This window comes from Ferruginibacter sp. (assembly GCF_028288465.1).
In the GTDB taxonomy this organism is placed as follows: Bacteria; Bacteroidota; Bacteroidia; order Chitinophagales; family Chitinophagaceae; genus Ferruginibacter.
In genome coordinates this window covers 47,352-69,782 of record NZ_JAQBNR010000010.1, presented here as the reverse complement: position 1 = coordinate 69,782, position 22,431 = coordinate 47,352, and the positions used below count along the sequence as shown (strand labels likewise).

At 41.6% G+C, this 22,431-nt stretch carries 17 protein-coding genes; all 17 read right to left on the bottom strand.

Features of this window, described 5'->3' with window-relative positions:
• Positions 1-115 precede the first annotated feature (115 nt).
• The 17 genes from JWR61_RS03800 to JWR61_RS03720 all read right to left on the bottom strand — a co-directional run bounded on the left by JWR61_RS03800 (position 116) and on the right by JWR61_RS03720 (position 22,403).
• A complete protein-coding gene (locus JWR61_RS03800) occupies positions 116-1,288 on the bottom strand; it encodes a PAS domain S-box protein (protein ID WP_301926528.1) in 1,173 nt (390 codons plus the stop codon).
• A 57-nt stretch (positions 1,289-1,345) separates the two neighbouring features.
• Positions 1,346-2,695, bottom strand: a complete 1,350-nt coding sequence (locus JWR61_RS03795; RefSeq protein WP_301926527.1) for a sigma-54 dependent transcriptional regulator — start codon at positions 2,693-2,695, stop codon at positions 1,346-1,348.
• Positions 2,696-3,104: 409 nt separating this feature from the next.
• The gene (locus tag JWR61_RS03790; RefSeq protein ID WP_290335796.1) at positions 3,105-3,461 is read right to left on the bottom strand and encodes a hypothetical protein; all 357 of its coding nucleotides are present in this window, start codon (positions 3,459-3,461) and stop codon (positions 3,105-3,107) included.
• Positions 3,462-3,496: 35 nt separating this feature from the next.
• Positions 3,497-6,883 carry a PAS domain S-box protein gene (locus JWR61_RS03785; RefSeq protein WP_301926526.1) on the bottom strand — a complete coding sequence of 1,129 codons (3,387 nt, stop codon included), beginning with the start codon at positions 6,881-6,883 and terminating at the stop codon, positions 3,497-3,499.
• Between the two features lie 81 nt (positions 6,884-6,964).
• A complete protein-coding gene (locus tag JWR61_RS03780; RefSeq protein WP_301926525.1) occupies positions 6,965-8,149 on the bottom strand; it encodes a glycosyltransferase family 2 protein in 1,185 nt (394 codons plus the stop codon).
• A gap of 328 nt (positions 8,150-8,477) precedes the next feature.
• On the bottom strand, positions 8,478-9,335 hold the full coding sequence (locus JWR61_RS03775) for a glycosyltransferase family 2 protein (RefSeq protein WP_301926524.1): 858 nt from the start codon (positions 9,333-9,335) through the stop codon (positions 8,478-8,480).
• 15 nt (positions 9,336-9,350) lie between these two features.
• On the bottom strand, positions 9,351-10,250 hold the full coding sequence (locus tag JWR61_RS03770) for a glycosyltransferase family 8 protein (RefSeq protein WP_301926523.1): 900 nt from the start codon (positions 10,248-10,250) through the stop codon (positions 9,351-9,353).
• Between the two features lie 70 nt (positions 10,251-10,320).
• Positions 10,321-11,457, bottom strand: a complete 1,137-nt coding sequence (locus JWR61_RS03765; RefSeq protein WP_301926522.1) for an acyltransferase — start codon at positions 11,455-11,457, stop codon at positions 10,321-10,323.
• Between the two features lie 196 nt (positions 11,458-11,653).
• Positions 11,654-12,898, bottom strand: coding sequence for a glycosyltransferase (locus tag JWR61_RS03760; RefSeq protein WP_301926521.1), 1,245 nt, complete (start codon positions 12,896-12,898; stop codon positions 11,654-11,656).
• A gap of 163 nt (positions 12,899-13,061) precedes the next feature.
• Positions 13,062-14,234, bottom strand: coding sequence for a glycosyltransferase family 2 protein (locus JWR61_RS03755; protein WP_301926520.1), 1,173 nt, complete (start codon positions 14,232-14,234; stop codon positions 13,062-13,064).
• 10 nt (positions 14,235-14,244) lie between these two features.
• On the bottom strand, positions 14,245-15,183 hold the full coding sequence (locus JWR61_RS03750) for a glycosyltransferase family 2 protein (RefSeq protein WP_301926519.1): 939 nt from the start codon (positions 15,181-15,183) through the stop codon (positions 14,245-14,247).
• Complete coding sequence (locus tag JWR61_RS03745) at positions 15,180-16,625, bottom strand: O-antigen ligase family protein (RefSeq protein ID WP_301926518.1); 1,446 nt, start codon at positions 16,623-16,625, stop codon at positions 15,180-15,182. The genes JWR61_RS03750 and JWR61_RS03745 overlap by 4 nt, the downstream gene beginning before the upstream one ends.
• Positions 16,626-16,639: 14 nt before the next feature.
• Complete coding sequence (locus JWR61_RS03740) at positions 16,640-17,959, bottom strand: oligosaccharide flippase family protein (protein WP_301926517.1); 1,320 nt, start codon at positions 17,957-17,959, stop codon at positions 16,640-16,642.
• Complete coding sequence (locus JWR61_RS03735; RefSeq protein WP_301926516.1) at positions 17,946-20,051, bottom strand: hypothetical protein; 2,106 nt, start codon at positions 20,049-20,051, stop codon at positions 17,946-17,948. The genes JWR61_RS03740 and JWR61_RS03735 overlap by 14 nt, the downstream gene beginning before the upstream one ends.
• A complete protein-coding gene (locus JWR61_RS03730) occupies positions 20,051-20,668 on the bottom strand; it encodes a TolC family protein (protein ID WP_301926529.1) in 618 nt (205 codons plus the stop codon). Before JWR61_RS03730 ends, JWR61_RS03735 begins: the two co-directional genes overlap by 1 nt.
• A 145-nt stretch (positions 20,669-20,813) precedes the next feature.
• Positions 20,814-21,989, bottom strand: coding sequence for a sugar transferase (locus JWR61_RS03725; protein ID WP_301926515.1), 1,176 nt, complete (start codon positions 21,987-21,989; stop codon positions 20,814-20,816).
• 12 nt (positions 21,990-22,001) lie between these two features.
• Positions 22,002-22,403, bottom strand: coding sequence for a response regulator transcription factor (locus JWR61_RS03720; protein WP_301926514.1), 402 nt, complete (start codon positions 22,401-22,403; stop codon positions 22,002-22,004).
• Positions 22,404-22,431: the final 28 nt, after the last annotated feature.

The window sequence follows — 22,431 nt, the reverse complement described above, 5'->3', positions numbered from 1 at the left end:
TTAAGGGATCGCCTATTAAAACCGGGTATATAGCTTAATCATATGTTTCACTGGTGATAGTGATTCCTTTTTCTTAGGCCTTATGCCCAAGCACACGTATAGCCCTTTGCATTATTTATCTCGGATCAAAGCCAATTCTTTCTAACTGTAATTTACCAGCTTCAATTTTTGAAAGATCCAAAATATCGTTGATAATAACCAGCAGGTTTTCTGAAGCAGCATGAATGGTATCAAGATAAAACAGTTGTTTGGTATCAAGCGTAGTTTTTGCCAGCTGGTTAGCCATGCCTACAATGGCGTTCATGGGTGTACGGATTTCGTGACTCATGTTGGCAAGAAAAATTTCTTTGCTGCGGGTAGAGTCTTCCGCATGTTCCCTGGCTTCTGTCAGTTCCAGTTCCAGCTTTTTTTGCCGCGTGATATCCAGGTGTATCCCGATATAGCCATTCAACTGTCCCGCATCATCAAAACGGGGCGCACCGCTAATCAGCCACCACCTTACCTGTCCGTTTTTATTTTTTACTGCAATTTCAAAAGCATCTTCTACAATATTTGTTTCCGTTTCATTTTTATTTTTCAGCAGAGTGCTTGTTTCGCCACCAATAAAAAAATTACTGTGTGTTTTCCCTTTTAGTTCTTCAAATTGATAACCGCTCATCTCGCAAAAACTTTCATTGGCAAAAAGAATTTTTTCATCCCTATCTACCTCCAGTAACCCCAGGTGCATGTTGGTTATAATGCGCCGGTATTTTTCTTCCCGGATCTTTAATATTGCTTCTGCCTTTTCCATCCCGCCAATTTTTGCCCGCAGCACCAAAAGCTTTTGAACTTGCTTTGCCAACACTTGCAGCGCAAATACCTGTTCGCTGGTAAGTGTATGTGGTTTATGATCTATAACACACAAGGTTCCTAACGGAAAACCGGCTTCGGAGTGAATGGGAACGCCGGCGTAAAACCTGATGCCGGGATCACCGGTAACAAGCGGGTTAACTGTAAAGCGTTCATCTTTTGAAGCATCGGGCACAATCATAATATCCCCCTGACGGATGGCGTGGGTGCAAAATGAAATATCGCGGGGAGTTTGTGTTGCCGCCATCCCATGATTTGCCTTAAACCACTGGCGCTGCTCATCAAGCAAAGTAATTAACGAAATGGGCGTTTTACAAATTTGAGAAGCGAGCCGAACGATATCATCATAATCCTGCTCTGGAGCAGTATCTATAATGTTCAGCTCTTTTAAAGCTGATAACCGGTCTTGCTCGTTTACTGGATGCTGGCGGTGTGACATAGAAATAAAAAACTGCAATAACCAAAGCAGTTGAGGTTACAGCATGTTATACAAGGTTTAAATAACAATTTCTTTTTGCTGAATCATTTTATAGATAGTTGATTTGCCGATATCCAGTTTGTCAGCTACCAGCAACACATCATTGTCGTACTTTTTTAAAAAGTGCTTTACAATAAAACAGGTGTACTGGCGAAGCGTTTTTTCTTCATTGATAAAGTTTTCATCATTGGCTGATGAACCGTAGGAAATATCATCGGATATAATTTCCTGCCCGTTACTCATTACAACGGCCAGATCAATAATTGCTTTTAGCTCCCTTACATTACCGGGATAATTGTACCGCATCAATTTTTCTTTGGCATCGCCGGCAATAGCAATAGAGGCCAGTTTATTATCCCTGCAAAATTCATCGGCAAAATGTTTAGCTAATATCAGTACATCGCTTCCTCTTTCCCGCAGGGGCGGTAACTCAATGGGTAAACCTATGATGCGGTAATATAAATCTTCCCTGAAGTTTCCTTTTTTTACTTCTTCGCCAAGATTTTTATGGGTGGCGATTATCAGCCTTACATCCAGCTTCACTTTTTCATTTCCGCCTACCCTTATAATTTCCCTTTCCTGCAACACACGCAAAATTTTGCTTTGCAAACTAAGATCCAGTTCAGCAATTTCATCCAAAAAAATAGTGCCGCCATTAGCCTCTTCAAACTTGCCTTCCTTTCTTGATACAGCCCCGGTAAATGCACCCTTTTCATGGCCAAACAATTCACTCTCTATTAATTCCCTGGGTATAGCCGCCATGTTAACGCCAACAAAAGGTTTGCGTTTACGCTCGCTGTTATAATGAATGGCTTTTGCCACAACCTCTTTGCCGGTACCGGTTTCGCCGGTTACGGATACATTGATATTTGTTTTGGAAGCCTTCTCCATTAACGCAAATATCCTGTTCAGCGCAGGACTTTGGCCTTTGATACTCTTATCAAATGAAAATTTTTGTCCCAACTCTTCCCTTAACCCTGCCACTTCTTTTTTCAATTTGCTGGTTTCCCTTACCTTGATAACAGAATTCCATAAAATCTCTTTTGTATTTTCATCTTTTACCAGGTAATCCGTCACACCTAATTTCAGCATTTTTACCGCCACCACAATATCTTCCTGGCCGCTGATCATAATTACCGGCACGCTGTCATTTACCCGCCTTATTTTTTCAAACAGTACATCACCGGTATAGTCAGGTAAAGAAAAATCAATGGTAATCAGGTCCGGATGTTTATGCATATTTGCCAGGCATTCCTTACCTGTTGTAAAACGGCTTACTTCATAATCCGGATTAAGTGAAAGCTGGTATTCCAGTATTTCGCCGTACCACAGGTCGTCTTCAACGATAAATATTTTGTAAGAATGCATGGAATAAAATGGTTAGTGTAGTGCACACGCACTGCATAATTCCAACGCTTTTCCGAATATAAAATTGCGCTTTGGTTTTTGGAAGGCTTCCAGTTTTAAGAATTCCCCTATACAATAGGAATTTTACTACAGCAGGATACCAAAGTTTACTATCCACTTTTTTTCACCTGCATAAATTGTACCGCGCCGGTAACAAAAAGGAAGAGTACATCACAATCAATTCCACCTGATAAATGGTTAAAGTGAACCTGCAGCATGCTGTTGTAAAAAAGGAGTCGGTTAAAGTTTACTTCAATCAGAAGAGGCCATTGCAAATACAGGATGCATTCATTGCAGCATGGTACAATGAAGTAGTAAAGACATGGAGCTGCTATAACCCGTGGCAGCAGGTTAAAGCAGCTGGCCTATTTTAGTTGGCTTCAATAACCTTGTTTAGCGCCGATTGCGCATCTGGCCAGCCGGTAATAATATTTTGTGCCAGCACTTCCAGTTCGGGGTGAAATTCGCCATCAGCAAAAGTCTGGTCAATGATCCTGCTCCATCTTTCCACTTCGGGCATACCGGCAATGGCAGATAAGGACACCAGCGAATGGGCATTCTTTCTTATGGCTTCCGGATCTCGTTTTTGCCATGAATCTTTCAGCGAAGTAACTTTAATATTCACGTCTTCTACGGTGCCGATTAACAGGATTTGTTCAAAAGACTTATCACCCCCTGTCAATGAATAGAGGTAGCTGAGGTCGATGGTGATGGGCGTGGCATTCATAGTTGTGTATTTATAGATAAAGGTAATTTGTGTTGTTATTTAATATTCAGTTGTGTTAGTATGCTTCTGTCAATGATCTCATCTTTTTTGATCGATTCAATAATACTGTTAAACAAGTCGTTGGGTTTAAATGGCTTTGCTATGTAGCCATTGATACCTGCCTTGTAACAATTTTCCATTTCCCCGTTCAGTGAATGTGCCGTCATTGCTATGATGGGTATGCTTGCGAGCCGGCCTGGTAAAGCCCGGATATGGCCTGCCGCACTAATTCCATTCATTACAGGCATTTGAATATCCATCAGCACAACATCAAAATATTGTTGCTGCAGTGCATCCAAAGCCTGCAGCCCGTTGATAACATGCACTACAGTAAACCCTTTCATCGTGAGCACTTTGGTTGCCAGCAGGGCATTCACCATATTGTCTTCTGCCAGTAAAATATGAATGGGCCGGTTGGTATTTACAGACAAAACATTATCATTTGTTATTGCCTGAGTAAGCAGCAACCCTTTTGATTCCACATATCTTTTAAATGGCAGAATAAAATTAAAAGTAGTGCCTTTACCAGGTTCGCTTTTCATGTTGAGGTTACCGCCGTACAGGTCTACCAGGCTCCTCGTGATATTTAATCCAAGCCCGGTACCGCCATATAATCTTTGGGTATCGCTGTTAGCCTGTGTAAATCTTTCAAAAATACTTTTCTGCTTATCTTTCTCAACGCCTATACCTGTATCTGTAATGGAGAAAGAAATATAGTCTTTCTTCTTATCGGTGCCCTGCGCCAGTTTACAGGTAACATCAATGCTGCCGGTATCGGTGAATTTAACCGCATTGCCCAGCAGGTTTAATAATATTTGTGTCAGCCTTAACTCGTCCCCCATCACTTTTGATGGAATCTTTTCGTCTATATAGGTGTTTACCCTGATGCCCTTTGCCGTTGCTTTGGGGCCAAGTATTTTCATTACGTCCCGCACTATTTTAGGGATATCAATTGGCAGGCTTTCGAGTGATAAATTGCAGGATTCTATTTTAGACAAGTCGAGTACGTTATTGATGAGTGCAAGCAGGTTGCCCGAAGCTGTTTTGATTATGTCAACATACTCTGCCTGTTCCTCATTTAAGGGGGTATCCGAAAGTAAATCATTAAAACCGATTACCGCGTTCAAGGGCGTCCGTATTTCGTGGCTCATATTGCTGATAAATTGCTCCTTTACCTTCAGCGATCTTTCAACCATTTCATTGGCTGCCAGCAAGTCAGACTCCACCTGGTGCCGGCCGGTGATATCCATTCCAAAACCCAGTATATATTTTAGCCCATTCCGGTCATAAAAACATTTGTTGATAATACTAAACCAGGATAAGGATTTGGTTTCGGGATTTTTGACGCTGCCTTCTACCCTTATCATTTGCCCTTCTTCCAGTTCAAAAAGCTTATCTAAATCACCCAGGAAAATATCGCCGGCTCCCGAAGAAATGCTTTCCGCCTCGGGAATTTCATTTTGATTGTAAGGATAAAATTTAGCAAACGTTTGATTGGCAAGCATAATCTGACGCTGCTCGTTCAGCATAAAAATTACGTTGGGACTATTGTCTATTATCTGCCTTATAAATTGCTGCTGTCTTGCGATTTCTTTTTGCGCCGATACTGATTCTGTTATATCAATGGCACTGGCAATTACATAGGGGCTGTTACCATTGTTTTCATACACGGTATTTTGATAGAGCCACACTCTTTTAGTACGGCTTTTTGTGTAAATCTCCAGCGTACCCCTGGCCGTACCTTGTTTGGTAATGGCTTCTATGTAGGCATCAAAATCATCCTGGTATTCATCGGGCAAAATCAGTTTAATATTTACCCCTACTACTTCTTTTTTTGTATAGCCGGTCAATTTTTCCGCTGTGGCATTGATATCCAGCAACACACCATTCATATCATGCAGGCAAATAATTGCCTGTGTATTATTTAATACTGCCGCTTTTTCTTCTTCACTTTTCCTCAGGGCAATGCCAGCTAATTTTGCTTCTGTTATATCCTGCACCGTACCAAATGTGCCGTTAAATGCACCATTGCTGTTTATAAACGGATTGATATTCGACATCATGTAGTGTTCCTTTCCATCCAACAGGATCCGAAATTCCACTTCTATTTTTTGCAAGGTAACGCAGCATTTGGCGAGGCCTGCATTAATGGTTTCAATACTTTCCTGCGGCATTTTACTAAAAATATCTTCCATCCCAACGGGGCCATCCAACGGCAGTTGATACAACAACCGCAACTCCCTTGAAACTGTCAATGTGCCATTCGGGGAGATTTCCCAGGTACCCAGCCGTGCAATTTGCATTGCCTGCTGCAGTTTATTTTTATTGCGGATTAACTGTACCTGCAATGTTTTACGTTCGGTAATATCCTGCTGAATAGCCAAAAATCTGTTTGGCCTTCCCTGCGCATCCATTAAAGGCACGATGGTAGTATCAACGCAGTAAGATTTACCATTGCTGTTGCGGTTAACCAATTCTCCTTTCCAGGTTTTACCATCCAGCAGCTTGGTCAATATACGTCGTACTACCGCCTTATTACGCATACTCAGGCTGATGGTCCGGTAATCATTTCCCAGCAATTCATCTTCCGCCATTTCATTCAGTTCGCAAAATTTCCTGTTTACATGAATAACTTTTCCTTTGTTGTTAAACACAATTACAATGGCCGACTGGTCCAGTGCAAACTTATATTCCGACACTTCTTTATACAGGGATTCAATCGCGATTTCTTTTTCTTTACGACCCGTAACATTTTTATGTATCGCAATAAAATTCAGTATTTCCCCGGTATCATCACAGATAGGTTTAATGCTTACCGACAGCCAGATGGCTTCTCCATCCTTATGGTATACCAATAACTCTTCTGTAACAGCTTCACCCCTGAGCAAATGCTGAACCATTCGCTTTACGGCCGTCTGATCGGTGAACGGACCATGCAAAACATCATTCAAGTTTTTTCCACGCACTTCTTCCAGGGTATATCCGCAATTTCTTGTAAAGCCATCATTTACCCATTCAACCAAACCAAGTCCGTTTGAAATCACGATCGATTCATTTACCTGCGCTACCACTTTTGCCAGGAGCCGAAGCTGCATATCCGCTGCAGAACTGATGCTTTGTTCCTGCGATAAACTTTGCTTTATTTCACGGTTAAACAACATCAGTTGCTCTTTTTTAAAACCGATAAAATAAAAAAGCATACTTAAGAAAAGGGGAGAAAAAACGATGATTACAAAATCGGGGGCAAATTCAAATATGTGAAACCAGGGGCCTTTAAAACCGTTTACATAATTCAGCACCATTCCCAGTATGATCAAGATAACGCCCAACATAAACCCGAGGGCGGTATATTTTACAACACCAAAAAATGGCTCTTTTTTCATAAAGAATTTAATATTGGATGACTAGACTACGGGCAAAGGCTGTAAAGGCTTTACCGGGTATTATTAAAGATGTTTCTTTTCTTAATTCAGTGTTACCGCTTTTCGCTGTGCTTTATCCCAGGTAGCCTTTTGCTGCCCTGATAAATACCTGCGCAACCCGGCCAGTACTGCATAATTCATTATACAGAAATAATACGGTACAAATACCGGCTTAAATGTTACCCGCCTGTTTTCTAAAATGTACCCGATAATAGCCGCACTATAAAACAGCACCTGGGCAACCATTATGGTCATGTAAAACTGGCTGCCTGATTTTATAATGTACATGTTCAATATAAAGATGGCTATTAAAAGGAACGGCGTAATGGTCCAGCGAAGCACCCTGTGTGATACGTACTGAAAATATAACAGGGGTGTTTTTTGCATTGTAAGATTACCGGATAACCGTTGAATGGATTGCCAGCCACCAGCGCAAATTCGTATTTTTCGTTTTAATTCTTCAGCCACATTTTCTGATGCCGTTTCTACTGCATACGCTTCTTTTTCGTATATAATTCTATAGCCTGATGCAGCCATTTGCATGGATTGCATAAAGTCATCCAATAATGTATCTTCAGGCAAATCGCGGTACAAGGAAGACCTGAAAGCTACCAGTTCGCCCGCCGCACCACATGCACTGTTAAGCTCGGAATCCAGTTTCTTTAAAAGGGATTCGTATTTCCAGTAAATGCCTTCGCCCGCAGCACTTGCACTGTCAGCAGCATCGTTGATTATTCTTTTTTCGCCCGATACACAACCCACCATATCATCTTCAAAATGCTTCACGATATTTTTTACCGCTGCACTGTTTAGCATGGTGTTGGCATCAGAAAAAATTACAAATGGCGTATCCACATATTTCATTGCCCTGTTTTCAGCAGCTGTCTTTCCACCGCGCCTGTTTTCATGCAATACAACAATATCCGGCCATGCATTTAAATAGCAATCACTGCCATCCGTAGAACCGTCGGTTATAAAAACAATCTTCAGTTTATCAGCCGGGTAATCCAGCTTTTTACTATTGGCTACCTTAGCCCTCAATATATCCGCCTCGTTAAAACAGGGTATTACCAAAGTAACAGCCGGCTCAAACGGTTTTGCTTCCAGCTTGTCTTTACTTACAATACGCTTAATCAACACCATTGCATACAATACTATCCCGTATCCTAAAAAAGCGTAAAAAACAATACCCATACATATCCAAAAACTTATTTCAATCCATTTCATACATAAAGTTTTGTAGGGTGGCCAGCATGTAATTTGTCAGCGGTCATTTTTACCTGGGTAATTATTACAAATTTTCCATAATAAAAAATAACGTTATAACTGCCAATAAATTGCACATAGCACACCCGGGGGTGAAAAAAAATTATCGTTTATATACAAAGTCGCCCATACAACCGATGGACGACAGTGCGCAACCAATCGTTGTTTCAGCTAACCGCTAACCCGCTTATTTGTTATATTTTCTGTATTAATATGCCGGTAATGTTACATTTACTTTAGTATATCCAGAGCCTTTACTTCACCAGGCAGGCTGGCGCAAATTATCTGTTCAATGATCGTTCAAAGAAATTTTTGTATCATGGGCTTTTTCCCTGGACAACATTTTATAGGAACGTTTTATTTCTCTTACAACACGATTGCTGATGGCTTTTAAAAAACTTCCATCCCTGTCAAGTGTACGCGGGCCTGTCCATGGACGGGCTTTACCGGATTTTACCGCTGCAATTTTGCCATACTGCATCATATCAAATGCCAGCCGGCCATCCTCGCCGCGTACGTTGGCAGTAACATATCCTGCCCTTAAGCCAAATTCCTTTACATAGCCCATGCTGATGCCATAACAATTAAGGTATGGCCGCTTTAAATGCCTGAAGCCGGCTATCAGATCCTTCATATTTTCCAGCAGCGCCAGCTGCCAGCGTGGATAACCTGGTTCCGGAATAAACGAATAGCGACCGTAAACACAGGCGATTCCTGGCTTTTGCAATACCTTCATCATCTCATCCACGTAGGTGGCCGGGTACAGGCAATCTGCATCTGCCAGCACGATGTATTTTCCGGTGGCATTTTCCTGGCCCATTTGCCTGGCTGGTCCGCAGCCCTGTATGCCCTGGAAAAAGCGCTTTACATGTAACCGGTCCAGTGTTTTTTGCGTATTGTCTTTCGAATTATTATTCACTACTACTATCTCTAAAGAAAAGGCAGTTTTCATCAGTGACAGGGAGGCGATACAACGCAGGATATTCGTTTCCTCATTGTAGGCCGCAATCAATATGGTAACCTCCGGATTTGGTCGCTGAATAATATCCAACCGTTGATTGATCGTGTTAAAAACCTCCGTTGGTATTTCCTCATATTTTGAATAGGAAAGATTGACATCGTTATTGATCCATGCAGGAATTGACATAAGTTTTCATTTAAATCAGAAATAAAAGCATCCAATTTTTGACAGTGCTTTTTTAATTTTTGTGATTGCTTTTTTTAACAACCGCCGGTTACCACTCAGTGGCTTAAAGTGCTTCCAGGGCGTCATGCCGAGGTACATATAAAAAAGCCGCCTGTATTCTTCGCTAAATTTATAGGTTGTAAAAATGGGCTTGATCTCTACAAAATGTATCAGCGATGGATTAGTATTCTCCAGGTTAGCGAACCAGTTCCATTTAGGATCCAGCTCTTTCCATTTGTTGGCAAATACCACGTTTAATCCATACTGGTCAGGCATTACAACATGTTGCCGGTATTTACCCAGTACATCAATCACCTGGGTGGTGATGGCCTGCTCCCGCCATTTTTTAGGATTGATAAGCAGCACGCCTGAGTTAAAATATTTTGTATCGCCAGCTAAACCCAACTGTTGATAATTGGGTATACCCGCCCATTTGCAGTCGACTGTTTTGGAATAATCCTGCACGGCACCGATGGTGCAATCACCCAAATCAACATTCCATAAAGCAGCAATATCATCCAGCACGATGGTATCCACATCCAGGTAAATCACTTTTTCAATAGCCTGTTCAATCATATACGGAATAAAAATTCTTAGAAAAACCGTTATGGGAAATGACGATTTATCCATGGGTATATGAATGTCTTTGGGAACAATCTCCTTGCTTTTAAACCAGCGTATTGTTATCCTTGACGGATCAGCGATCAACTCCAGTTGTTGTTTTGCTTTGGCAGAAATGCCATCATCAATAATATAAAAATCGATGTGCTCACCGGAATCGTGGTTAATATCAATAGACTTTAGCAGGGCCGCAATCATGACCGCAAAAAAATTGTCACTTGCCACAACAATGGAAATTGTATTATTTGCTTTCATAGCCGGTGCTGATAAATTTTAATTTTGTTTGTTGTATAAATTAATTTGTTGCAACTGCATCACCACCAGCTTATCCGGCTTGCTGCACTGCTTTCATTTTCATCAGGCCGGTAGCAGGTGTTGAAAATTTCCGGTCCTTCAGCCGTAAAAAATAAGCTTCGTAGTAATTAAAAGAGAACCATGCAATGCCCAGTGCCAGTGTAACGGAACTGCTGTAAATAAACAGGTTTTGCGCCACCAGGTTTTCAATATGCCAGGCTTTGGCAGTACGTATCATCAGTTCCACCGGAAACTTATGCAACAGGTAAAGACCGAAAGATATTTTACCTACAAAGGATAAAAAGCGGCTTTGCAAACTGATTATACAATCAGGATTTAACGCCAGGTTACCAATAACACCTGCTGTAAGAATGGATAAAAACTGGTCGCTGTACAGGTTCGTATTTACCGTTGCCATCACCAGGTAAGCAACATAAAAAGTATACAGTATGCGCTGAAAAGTTTTTGTAAAAAGCATTGAAGGAGAGAATAAGGTATTGAAGTATTTATTCTCCTTATGATAATTTACTATCCACATGCTGAAAACACCGCCCAGCATCATGCAATCGAACCTTGCCTTGTACATGATAGTTGAAACGGTTTCCCAATGCAATTTGGCAGCGCAAAATTTAAGTATGTAAAAAAATATAAAAATGCCAATCAGTGTATTAAAGATTCTCTTAAGATTTTTCATACTGAAAATATGCGGATGAAAAAGGTAAAACTGTTCTTCAACACCCAACGACCAGATAGGATCAATCAACCCCGGCAGTTTGCCCAACATGAAGGCGATATTGGGCAAAAAGAAAACACTGAATACAATACCCGCGTTATCTACATTACCCGGATATACAAACACGCCAAACAACAATACCATAAAATACAAAGGCCATATGCGCAATATGCGGCGAAAATAAAAACTGGTGATATTTATTTTTGTTTTTGATGTGTGTTCTTTAAACAACAGGTAGGTAATTAAAAAGCCGCTCAACACAAAAAATATGGTTACGCCAATGGAACCAAAATATCTAACTACGGGCCGGATGTTCGCCAGGCCCAATTCCTGCTTTTGCAATTCGATGTGGGAGAACACAACTATCAACGCAGCTATGGCCCTTACAGAATCAAGGTTGGGGAGCTGCTTATGAATTTCTTTGGTTTGTGACATTCTTTTTTTTATAGGATAAATGGTGATCGCCTGCAACAAAAAATTATAAAATTATCAACGGTTAATGCTGGTGCTTATTTTAAGTTTAACCTGTTAAACATGTATTCGTCCGTTAACAGATGATAAAATAATTGATTTACTACACCTGCTTAGTAAAAATGTTATTGATGCTTTTTTTATAAGCTTTGTTACTATATTATGATTTTATTTTTTGCCGGTGTTTTTTTTCGTAGGCGGTCCAGGCCAGCTGCCAGAACAGCGCTGCACGATGTTCCCAGGAATTGCCTTCCGCTACCTGCAGTCGGTGTTGCCTTTTCTCAAGGCAGTTATCCCAGATTGCCTTGTTGATCATTTTCAAAAACTCTTCATGATTTTCCGCCATATACACATCGTCTTTAAACGAAGCGATATCCTCACTGAAATGAGTTGTAACTACTGCCCTTCCGGCTCCCAGGTATTCATTTATTTTAAGTGGGTAAATTCCTCCCGTAAAATTATTTTTTACAAATGGAATGATCGCACAATCAAAACAATGCAGGTAGGCCGGTAATTGGTCTATCTTTTTGGGTCCTGTAAAAACAATATTCGGTATGGCATCCAGGTTGATGGAAGTATATTGTTTATCCTGCCGGGGGCCTACCAGTACAATCGTTTTATCGGGATTTTCGTGAGCGATTTTTTCAAGCAGTTCATAATCCACCCGCTGGCATACAGCACCGGTATAGCCGATAATGGGCGTTGCAATATGGGCGAGTTCTGCCGGTCTTGGCAACGATTTTTCAAATGCTGTTCTGAACAATTGTATGTCGCCGCCGTTGGGGAAATAGTTTACCAGCTTATTATTCCTGGCCGAAATATTACGGCACAACTGTTTGGAGGTAGCCATTGCCATATCATAATGTTGCACACATTCATTTTCCTTTGGCAACCAGCTGGATTTAATTTCTTCAATGGCATCGCGGCTGTGATATACGCTGAGCGCAGGATTCAGGTACTTTTGCAGAACAGACAAATAACTTGGGTTAAAGGAATTGATAAGAATATAATTCCGGATCTTTTTTTCCCTGATTATTTTCTTTATAAGGTTTGCAATTCTGTGATTGTTATAATGGGAACCAATGTTATATAATCTTCCCGGAGGTAAAGAAAAAATAGGAAGCCCGGGTTTGGGAGTTGCCCCCTGTAAACTCGCTGGTTGCCCGGTAACATTTATCAAATAATTTTTGCCATACAATAAAGCGGGCATCCTTCTCTTTACTGCGGGATTGTTTCTGCCACGCCAAACATCTGCCCATGAATAAGGATAATCAATATAGTACACCGGGTTGGTGCGGCTCAGCACTTTGGCCAATGCCAGTGAAGCAGAAGACACATCTCCATCCCAACGCGACATGGATATGATAAAGATGGGTAATTTTTGAAAATTATTTTGCGTTAGCATGGGTTGTTTTTTCCAGGGTTAAATATTGGGATCCTGCGGTTCTACATTTTAAAAGGTCTTTTAAAACGGTTACTGGCCTGCATTTGTATGCCAGATTTAAAACCCCAGATGAGGGCGATAATAACCGGTAAAGCAATAATACTCCAGGGCATTGTTTGATTGTTTAAATGGTTTCACCATGAGGTGTGTGAATAAATGTTTTGCGGGCTTTGCCCATATGCATCATGGCTGTAATCATTGAAAACAAGGCCCCCGGTATTTGCAGTAAGGCAGTTAAAAATTGTTTGTTATACCACCTTGCCGGAATACCTAATAAAAGGCTTACCGCAAGAGCTACTATTAAGCCAACAGTAAAAACAATAAACTGCGGAGAAAATATCAGCACAAACAATAGCCATAAAAACAAAGTGGCAATCAGTAATACTCTTGGAAACAAATAGGTTTGGAAAACTTTATTAAAAAAAGCGATGTTGCCTTTGAACAATTGCACCCATCCTTCTACAAAATATTTTTTAAAATACTCCACCTGGATGGCCAGCCATCGACTGCGTTGTTTGGTGAACACTTCTGAAGACGATACTTTTTCATCATACACAAAAGCACCGTCAAGAAAAGCCATTTTTTTTCTTTGCCTTAACAGGCGAAATTCAAATTCCTTGTCTTCGCCGGCGGTTTCACCAATGTCATGCAACATAGCAACAAACAGTTTCCAGTCGAAGGCCATACCACTGCCTATTAATGCAGCAGGCAATCCAACTGCGGCATGACCACGCCGAAAATAATGATTATTGATCTCCTCGATACAGGCATCCAAAAAAGCAAAAGAGGTTTGAAAGTTTTTCGCTGTCCGGTGTCCCTGCACCACTTCATAGCCCTGGTCAAATGCATTATTGATGGCATGTAAAAATCCAGGTGCCATATGGTTATCAGCATCTAAAATCACCAGAATATCTACCGGTGTTGCTTCGGTTGCTTCGATGGCTTTTTGCAAGGCTTTCCCTTTGGTGCTGTTTTCAAAACTAACCTCCACCACTTTTATGGGCAAACTGCGCAGGGTATTCAATGTAGCCTGGCTGAATGAATCTGCAATGATGACCACTTCATACAAATCAGCAGGATAATTTTGGCTGATGGCATTCTTTGCAGTAGATATTATTACGGCATCTTCTTTATAACCCGGTATAAAAATGCGGATAGTTCTCAGTTTTTTTGCAGCGGCAAAGGGTGTTGATTTTACCAGCTTCCCCGCTAGGGAAAAAAACAATAGGTAACCAACCTGGATGGTTAGATAAGTGAGTATACAATATTGAATGATCATTGCCATTGGATGTATCATAGGTGTTGGTTTAATCAGTTGATAGTTGGGTTGCTACAGATGAAGAATGAATAGCCGGTTCAGTAAACGGGTCATGTTTTATATTCCAGCGCAACGCCCTGATGATTGACTTGCTGTGTCCCCATTCGCTTTTAACGGCATGTTTTAAAAAATGAACCGGAGTTGAAATCAGGACAAAAAAAGAAGTTGCTATCAGCCATCGCCATCCCCTATAATTTCTGCGGATGTACAGCAACCTGTTGCGGAATAAATAAAAGGTTTTGAAGGCAGAATTTTTTCCTGTTGATACCGATTCCTTGTGAAATACCTGGGTCGTTCCTACGTAGTGCACTTCGTAACCGGCTTTTTTAAAACGGGCCGACCAGTCAAGCTCTTCATAGTATAAGAAAAACATTTCGCTCATCACTCCCACTTTCTTTACCAGGCTCACAGGTATCATCATGGCTGCCCCCATAGGTAAGTCCGTTTTGCGTATATCGTTAAACTGGCCGTTGTCTTTTTGCAGAGCACCGATGTCGTAACTTCTGCTGGTTAAAGGGTGCAGGCCAACCGCACCAGCATACTGAATGGTATCCGGCAGAGAAAAATATTTTATTTTTGGGCATGCAATGCCACATTCCGGATGTTGCTGCAAATGCGCCACCAGTATGGTCAACAGGTCAGGCGTTACTTCTGTATCATTGTTTAAAAGAAAAGCGTATTCTCCTTTGGCAAAGTGAAGCCCTATATTATTGCCACCGGCAAAACCGGTATTTACAGGAGAAGAAATATGTTTGATAAAAGGAAAATCTTTTTTCAATTCTGCAGAACTGTATTGAGGTGATGCATTGTCTACCACAATTACTTCCCAGTTGGGATAAGTGATCAACGATAGTGATTGCAGTAACGCACCGGTTACAGCCGGCGTATTGTAGTTGATGGTAATGATAGAAACGAGTGGTGTTTTCATGCGGCAACGGTTTTAGGTACAGGTGTATCCCAGCGCGGGCTCATCCATATCAGCGCCCAGCTCATGTGTACAATTGAAAGAGAAGGCAATGCGTTCATTACCTCATTACCATAGCTGCAAAGTAATATGCCGGCGTAGCCTGCACACAATGCGCACAGCTGGTTGCGCAATACCGGATCCCGGGTGTTCCAGATAATACCGGCACATTTTCCAAGTATGTACAGCATGATACCAAACCACAGAATAAAACCGATGATGCCATACATGGCCCATATTTTCACATACAGGCTATCGGGTGGAATTTTAGCAGTGGGTATGTGTTTATTGTAAGAAACGCCCCACATTCCGATTGTTCCGACGCCCGTTCCAAAGGGTTTGCTGGCTAACATATTGCTCAGTGTTCGCTGGTTGATGAGCCGCAGTTGAAAAGAGGGATCGTTTGGATCTGTGCCCGAACGCAAACGCTTCATCTGGTCATTACCACTACCGATAGAAGTAAATTTGAGCATGCCGATAAACCCCAACCCTATGATGCCACCCAGGAGAATTATTTTCACCTGTTTACTTAGTACTAAAAAAACAAAGCCGCCGCCAACAATGCCCCCGAGCGCACCCCTTGTACCAGAAAGCAGCATGCCATAAAAAATACATAACCCTGCAACGAGGTACCAAATTCTTTTTGCTTTGGAATGCGGTCCGGATGCAAGTACAAAACACGTAATTGCAACACAGGCCTGGGAAGCGCCAAACTGACCGGCTTCCAGGTAATAACTAAACACCCTTAGTTTACCGAACAACCAATGCGTACTCCGGTGCGCTTCCAGCCAAACTTTTTCCGCCTCATCCAGGCCGATATAAATCTGTTTCATGCCATACAAGGCGCCCACAAATGACAGGATGATGATGATATTTAAAAAGAGCAGTACATCTGTTTTTTTATTGAGAATTAAAAAAGTTAATGGTACGCACAATATCCAGTATAAAGCAATGGTGCGCATCTCCTGCAACCAGCCAACCACATTGGGCCGGGCAGGATTGCCCATTTCCAGCACAGTTAAAATAAACCACACCAATGCAAGCCAGCACAAATCATTTCTTAACTGGCTAAACCGGTACTTTCTTGTTCTGTAAAAAATTACGCCCAACCAGGTAAGTATCAGCAAAGCGTCGGTACCCAGACCCACCTGTACACCCGCCAGGTGGCGTCCAATCACAGGCATCAAAAAACTGTAAATCACAAATGAAAGAAGGCCAATACGGGGATATAAAAAAACAAGAATAAGAAACGCTACAATAAAGGGCAGCACAACTAAAACAACTCCAATGGCAATACCCTTGCCCGCCATCAGCCAACCGAAAAAAACCGCCATTAAAATACCCGGCACCAGCCACAAATGCCTGGTGTATTGCTCCGAAGGATTATAAAACAAGTTTTGTTCCATGGTTGCTGCGGCAGTTATTTTACACGGTGTAACCGCAGTTTTACAAATGAATTACTGTAGTTGTATATTTCGCTGAAAATATTTCCCTTTTCCAGCAGGCCGGTGCCTTTTAAAATCCACCAACCCAGTATGGCGCCGCTTGCCGCGTTTAATACCGATACAAATGCTACCCAGTTTAAACTGTTTGAAAATTTAATTGCCACCACATCGCCTACGATATTTATGACAGCCATGGCAACAATTTTAATTAAATTTTTACCAGGCTTTTGCAGCGCATCCAGGCTGATGCCAATGATACGGTTTGCAGGCAGGCACAAGCCCAACAAAATAAATATCCTGAAAATGGAAGTAGCATCCGCATACTTGTGACCACCAAAAAGTAAAATAATATAGGGAGCAAAAATAAAAGCACCCAATAATGCCGGTATATATAACATGTAGCCCCATGACAGGTATTGTACAAAAGTTTGCCTGAAGCCGGTATGGTCTGAATGATTGTGTTTTTTAGCCAGCTGCGGAAAAGCGGTTGTACTTAAACTTCTCAACGGAATTTCAAAAAGTTCGGCAAGCCTCAACGGTATGGCATAAATGGCTACTGCTGCCGGCCCCATCATACTGCCAATAATAAAAGTATCAGCAGTTTTTAAAAGGTTGGTAGTAGCCTGGGCGGCCATGGTATACCTGATCAGATTCACCAGCGTTTTCACCTCTTCCATTACTTTATATTTAATCAGCAACGGGTTGGTTTTGCGGAGTAATAAAATCACTATCATAACCAGCGCAGTAAACATTAAATTAACCGTTGCAAAGCTCTCCAGACTGGCAGTAAAAAAACATGCATACACCACAATAGCCCAGCCACCCAGCGTTTGCGCCAGCCGCAGGTACAATAAAAACCTGATATCCTGCCTGGCTACAGCCGAAGCCTCTGCAATATTGAGTGGTAAATTAATGATACCCAGGCAGGCATACCAGCCGCAAAAAACCTGTATGCCTGGTTGCTTTTCAAACAAACCGGAAAAGAACAGCACCAGTAATACAAAAGAGATAATAAGGGAGGCAATACCACCCAGCCAGTAGGCGCTGCCAATAATTTTTTGTTGTTGTTCTTTATCATTGGTAGATACCCGCATTACCATCGCAGACTGTAATCCACCGGCTTTAATCATCTCGAACAGCATTACCGCTGCAGTGTAAATAAGGTACTGGCCCAGTACATCCGGCTGCGTAACCCTTACCAGCGCCATAAAAGATAAGATGCCGATAACAGCGGGCAATAGCTGGCTTGCCAAAGCCATTGAATGAATGGCCACCTGGTTATTAGTTTTTGCCATCGCGTTTCTTTTTGTTATTTATTTTTTTTCTGTTACCAAATTCAAACTTTACCAGTTTTTTTATAAAGCTCCGGATACCGGATCTCTTGCGTGGAACTTCGCCGATATATTCTTCCGCAAAATCAGTGGTGATACCATTGAGCAATAAGGACGGCTGGTTACCGGATGTTTTGCTAAAAATTTCCAATAGTTGTTTATCAATTGTACCCCATATACGGTTGGCCCTGCACACCAGGAAGCTGTGATCAGTTTTGGGTAGCATGCCGGGCTTAATAACCAAAGTATCCAGTGGCGGAAATTCCATTAAAACAATATCACTTCCTGTAGTATACGGCACTATACCGTCTTTCCATTGCAGGGAAATGACCTTATAGTCAAGGGCAGTTAGCTGTTGCTGCCACAAATCCATAATGGTGGTTTTACCCTCGCTGCCCTGTATGCTGAAAAGACCAACCGTAACCGGCTTTGCCGACATATTGATGCGTGATAACAACTGCTGCATCAGCCTCACATTTGCCTTTTCTATAAACTCGCTATTGGCGTTCAAAAGCGGATAAATGCCCAGTAATGACATGCCGGTTGACTGGCAGGCCTTATCAGGCTTCTGCAACGTTTTATTGATCAGGGCACGGGCAAGTGTGCCGATCAGCACCAATATAAATCCAACCAAAAAACCCACCACCACCAGCATGATACGCTTGGATGGATTGGCTTTAAGCGGTAAAAAAGGTGGATCAACCACATTTAATTTGGTAGTTAATTCATTGTTTTGCTGGGTAAGTTTGGCTGTGTTTAAACCTTTCAGTAATTCCAGGTACTCCTGTTCTGATACGTTTATCTGGCGTTCAATTTTTTTAAGCGTGGCTCCCAGCGGCGCATACTTCCGGTACTGATCCACAAACTCAACTCTTCGTTTACCCATTGCGGCCAGCCGGGCTTTGCTTTGCTCAAATGCAAGCGAAGTTTTCAGCCATTCGTCCAGTACATTTTTTGTTGGTATGCCATTAGGCGTAAGGGTTTGCAGGTAAAGATTATTTACGGAACCGGCCAGTTTTTTTTCGAGTACAGCGGCAATATTGTGCAGGCTGTCCATCGTTTGCTGATGGCCAGGCTCTGTTTTACCCATAATATCACCCAAGGCAATCCTGCTGTTAACATCCGACAATTGTTCTTTATCTTTTAAAATAGCGGCACCATATTCGTTCTGGTAAAGGCGTCCCTTAATATTTTCATTAACTGTTTCCAGCGATTTCATGCTGGCCATTTTATCCATCTCCAGGTTATGATTTTGGGCATCCAGGTTTTCCTTTTCCACCGCTACCGCTTTCGTTTGCTCATAATAGTTAATGATATCGTTCGACTTATTGAACTGCATGAAGCTCATTTCAGCCTCGTTCAAACGGGCATAGGCACCACGGGTTTCTTTTTCAAAGTATTCTACTACCGATTCTGATTGACCTTCTTTCAGCATCCGGTGCTTCTTCATAAAAGACTCTTCCAGCAACTCGAGTGTTTGCTTGCATATGGCTGCATCATTGCATTGGTAAGAAATTTTTATAAGGTCACTCGAACTGATGCGATTTGCCTTGATATTATCAAGTGTATTAATGGAGTAAAATGGATTGTCAGAATTAATGATAGTAAAAATTAAGTTCCCCTCCTTTCCGCCCATATACTGATGCAATGCAGCAGCAGTTTCTTCTACACCTGGCTTCACTACAATTTTCCTGATACTATCGGGCACGAGTTTTTTTAAATCTTTGAAAGATCCGGCCGACATCACTTCAGGGTTAAACTTTTCGTTGAGGATATGACTGGCTAATAAACGGATAGCCACTTCCTGCTTGGTATCACGGGAGTTGATAAGCGAAAGCAGGTTATCAAATGCATTGCTGGTGGCAAAGAAATCAGCCTTATTATTACCACTTAAACTATAGCCGGAGGCAATACCCGTGTAGATAACGGATTCAGAAGAATATACTTTTACTTCGTTTTTTGTAAAATGAAAAATGGCACCTGCCATTGCAACAGGTATCGCTATCAGCCAGAGCAGGTTTCTTAATAATAGTTTTATGAAATAAACAAAACTCATTAAAGCTTTCTTATTAACAATGATAAATCCGTATGGGTGTATGCCTGCAGCTGCATCAGGCTGGTTTGAAACTTGATAATGTTTGTCTCAAAATCAACCACCGACTTATTATATTTCTCCGCCACTGCAGACACCTGGTCAATGGATATCTGGGCATTTAAAAAGTCTTTTTGCGCAATGGTATTATTTACTTCGGCCGACTGTTTATTTTTACTGCTTATAACCAGCAACTTTTGTTCTAATTTAAATTCCTGGTAAAGCGTTATTACATCCTGTTTAATCTGCAATTCGGAGTTGTCTTTTTCCGCCACAGCAACGTCCAGCATTGTCTTTTGTATACGCGTTACATTCTTTCTGTTTACCAGCATGGAGAGCGGAAGCTGAACACCCACACCCAAATTATAAAACGCCGACTGGGATGTTGTAAGGTTATTTCCTACAACAGCAGATTGATTGTTTACAGCGGAATAGTTGGTACCATACCCATAAGAGCTGTGCAGCGACACGATATCAAAAATGGCTTTTTTGTTCATTTTCAAATTCAGGTCTGCCCGTGTTTCCATACTGCGTGATTTACGTGCCTCAGGCGAATATTTAATAGCAGAATCAATCAGCATTGGCAGTAAAGCATCATTTGCCAACACCTTTATTACTAAAGAATCCAAGCCAGGTGAAGCCTGCTGCGCAGATAACCGATTTAGAAATGAAACGCAGAGGAAAAAGGTAAAGGCAAAAATTCTTAGCCGGTACATGTATTTTTTTTTAAACATTTTCAGACTGAAACAAGGCCGGAATGGTACGCATGATCAGCCGGATATCATTTGCGAAACTGTGGGTTTTAGCATAATTATTATCAAGGTTTAATCTTTCTCCTTCCGACATTTCTCCCCTGCCTCTTTTTTCTACCTGCCACAATCCGGTGATACCGGCGGGAGCCATAAAGCGCAATGCATATTTATCCGTAGTAATTTTTTCAGCTTCGTACAATGGCAGGGGCCTGTTGCCAACAATCGACATATCGCCAATAAAAACGTTCCACAACTGGGGCAGTTCATCAATACTGGTATTGCGGATAAAATTGCCAATGCGTGTAATACGGGGATCATTTTTAATTTTAATAAAGGCAGAATCAACATTGCTTTCTTTCTGCTGGTTATATAAAGTCTCGCAAACAACTTTATTATCTGCGTACAGCGGGTTAATGCAACCCGTTCCTGCCTGTTCGCAAAACTCACACAACTCTTTTACTGCGGGCTCTTCCGCCACCGGCGAAGTTTTAGCAAGATTGTATTGATTCAGGTGCGACAAATCTTTCAGCTTTGCATCGGCACCGGTAAACATGGAACGAAATTTATAAAACTTAAACACTTTATACCCGGAACCCACGCGTAACGAGTAATAAAAAACCGGTCCCTTACTTTCTGCCCGTACCAAAATGGCGATGATCAAAAAGAGCGGACTTAACATCAGTAAGGCCAACCCGGAAAATGTAATATCGAAAATGCGTTTGATTAAAGGGAGTTTATACTGTAGTGCCGTTGCTGCCGCCCCTGTCTTACTATTGTAATTTTCCACCAGGTAAGGAATTCTTGTACGCAGTGCATTTTGGTCAATTGGTTTCGAAAATATTTCAGCAATACTTGCACTCATTGCCATGTTGCGCTGTTCATTGTCAATCTGGTTCATCACTACCATAAACGGTATTTTTCCATATCCAAAACTGCTGAGCGTTTTACGCAATGGGATACCGTTGGCACCCAGTAATTCATCATCCGTAATAATGGCTTTATAAGGCGTTGTTTTTTCCATGGCATGGTGTAGCGCCAGGCCATTTTTAAAAGTATCTACATCAAATAAATCTTTCAATGCTACCCTGATATGGTCTGCTATAGCAGCCTGGCTGGTAATTACGGCTACTCTCTGGTCTGTGTTTATCATAGGTACTATTTTTTATGAATTCTTTTTTCCGTTGCGGCGAAGGATGCCGTTCATTCGTGCAGACAGTTCACGGGGATTAAAAGGCTTCACCATAAAATCATCGGCACCCGATTCCAGGCAGCGGATTTTATTGTCGGTACTATCACTGCCGGAAAGCATTACCATTGGAATATTTTTTAAGTAACCACTGGACCGTACCTGGTAAATAAAAGTGTAGCCATCCATTTCCGGCATATTAAGGTCTGCGACGATGATGTCAGGAATATTTCCTTCCTGCATCCATGCCAATGCCTCTTTGCCATTGCCCTTGGTAACCACGGAAAAAACATCTTTGAAATAATGCTGCAGAATTAGCTGAATGGAGACTTCGTCATCAATGGCCAGCATTGATAGTTGCGGTGTTGATTGATTCATGGATATATGTATTTTACTGTTCAGAATA

Excerpts from the sequence above, each read along its gene's own strand:
- JWR61_RS03800 (WP_301926528.1), bottom strand. The coding sequence starts at position 1,288 with ATGTCACACCGCCAGCATCCAGTAAACGAGCAAGACCGGTTATCAGCT.
- JWR61_RS03795 (WP_301926527.1), bottom strand. The coding sequence starts at position 2,695 with ATGCATTCTTACAAAATATTTATCGTTGAAGACGACCTGTGGTACGGC.
- JWR61_RS03790 (WP_290335796.1), bottom strand. The coding sequence starts at position 3,461 with ATGAATGCCACGCCCATCACCATCGACCTCAGCTACCTCTATTCATTG.
- JWR61_RS03785 (WP_301926526.1), bottom strand. The coding sequence starts at position 6,883 with ATGAAAAAAGAGCCATTTTTTGGTGTTGTAAAATATACCGCCCTCGGG.
- JWR61_RS03780 (WP_301926525.1), bottom strand. The coding sequence starts at position 8,149 with ATGAAATGGATTGAAATAAGTTTTTGGATATGTATGGGTATTGTTTTT.
- JWR61_RS03775 (WP_301926524.1), bottom strand. The coding sequence starts at position 9,335 with ATGTCAATTCCTGCATGGATCAATAACGATGTCAATCTTTCCTATTCA.
- JWR61_RS03770 (WP_301926523.1), bottom strand. The coding sequence starts at position 10,250 with ATGAAAGCAAATAATACAATTTCCATTGTTGTGGCAAGTGACAATTTT.
- JWR61_RS03765 (WP_301926522.1), bottom strand. The coding sequence starts at position 11,457 with ATGTCACAAACCAAAGAAATTCATAAGCAGCTCCCCAACCTTGATTCT.
- JWR61_RS03760 (WP_301926521.1), bottom strand. The coding sequence starts at position 12,898 with ATGCTAACGCAAAATAATTTTCAAAAATTACCCATCTTTATCATATCC.
- JWR61_RS03755 (WP_301926520.1), bottom strand. The coding sequence starts at position 14,234 with ATGATACATCCAATGGCAATGATCATTCAATATTGTATACTCACTTAT.
- JWR61_RS03750 (WP_301926519.1), bottom strand. The coding sequence starts at position 15,183 with ATGAAAACACCACTCGTTTCTATCATTACCATCAACTACAATACGCCG.
- JWR61_RS03745 (WP_301926518.1), bottom strand. The coding sequence starts at position 16,625 with ATGGAACAAAACTTGTTTTATAATCCTTCGGAGCAATACACCAGGCAT.
- JWR61_RS03740 (WP_301926517.1), bottom strand. The coding sequence starts at position 17,959 with ATGGCAAAAACTAATAACCAGGTGGCCATTCATTCAATGGCTTTGGCA.
- JWR61_RS03735 (WP_301926516.1), bottom strand. The coding sequence starts at position 20,051 with ATGAGTTTTGTTTATTTCATAAAACTATTATTAAGAAACCTGCTCTGG.
- JWR61_RS03730 (WP_301926529.1), bottom strand. The coding sequence starts at position 20,668 with ATGCTGATTGATTCTGCTATTAAATATTCGCCTGAGGCACGTAAATCA.
- JWR61_RS03725 (WP_301926515.1), bottom strand. The coding sequence starts at position 21,989 with ATGATAAACACAGACCAGAGAGTAGCCGTAATTACCAGCCAGGCTGCT.
- JWR61_RS03720 (WP_301926514.1), bottom strand. The coding sequence starts at position 22,403 with ATGAATCAATCAACACCGCAACTATCAATGCTGGCCATTGATGACGAA.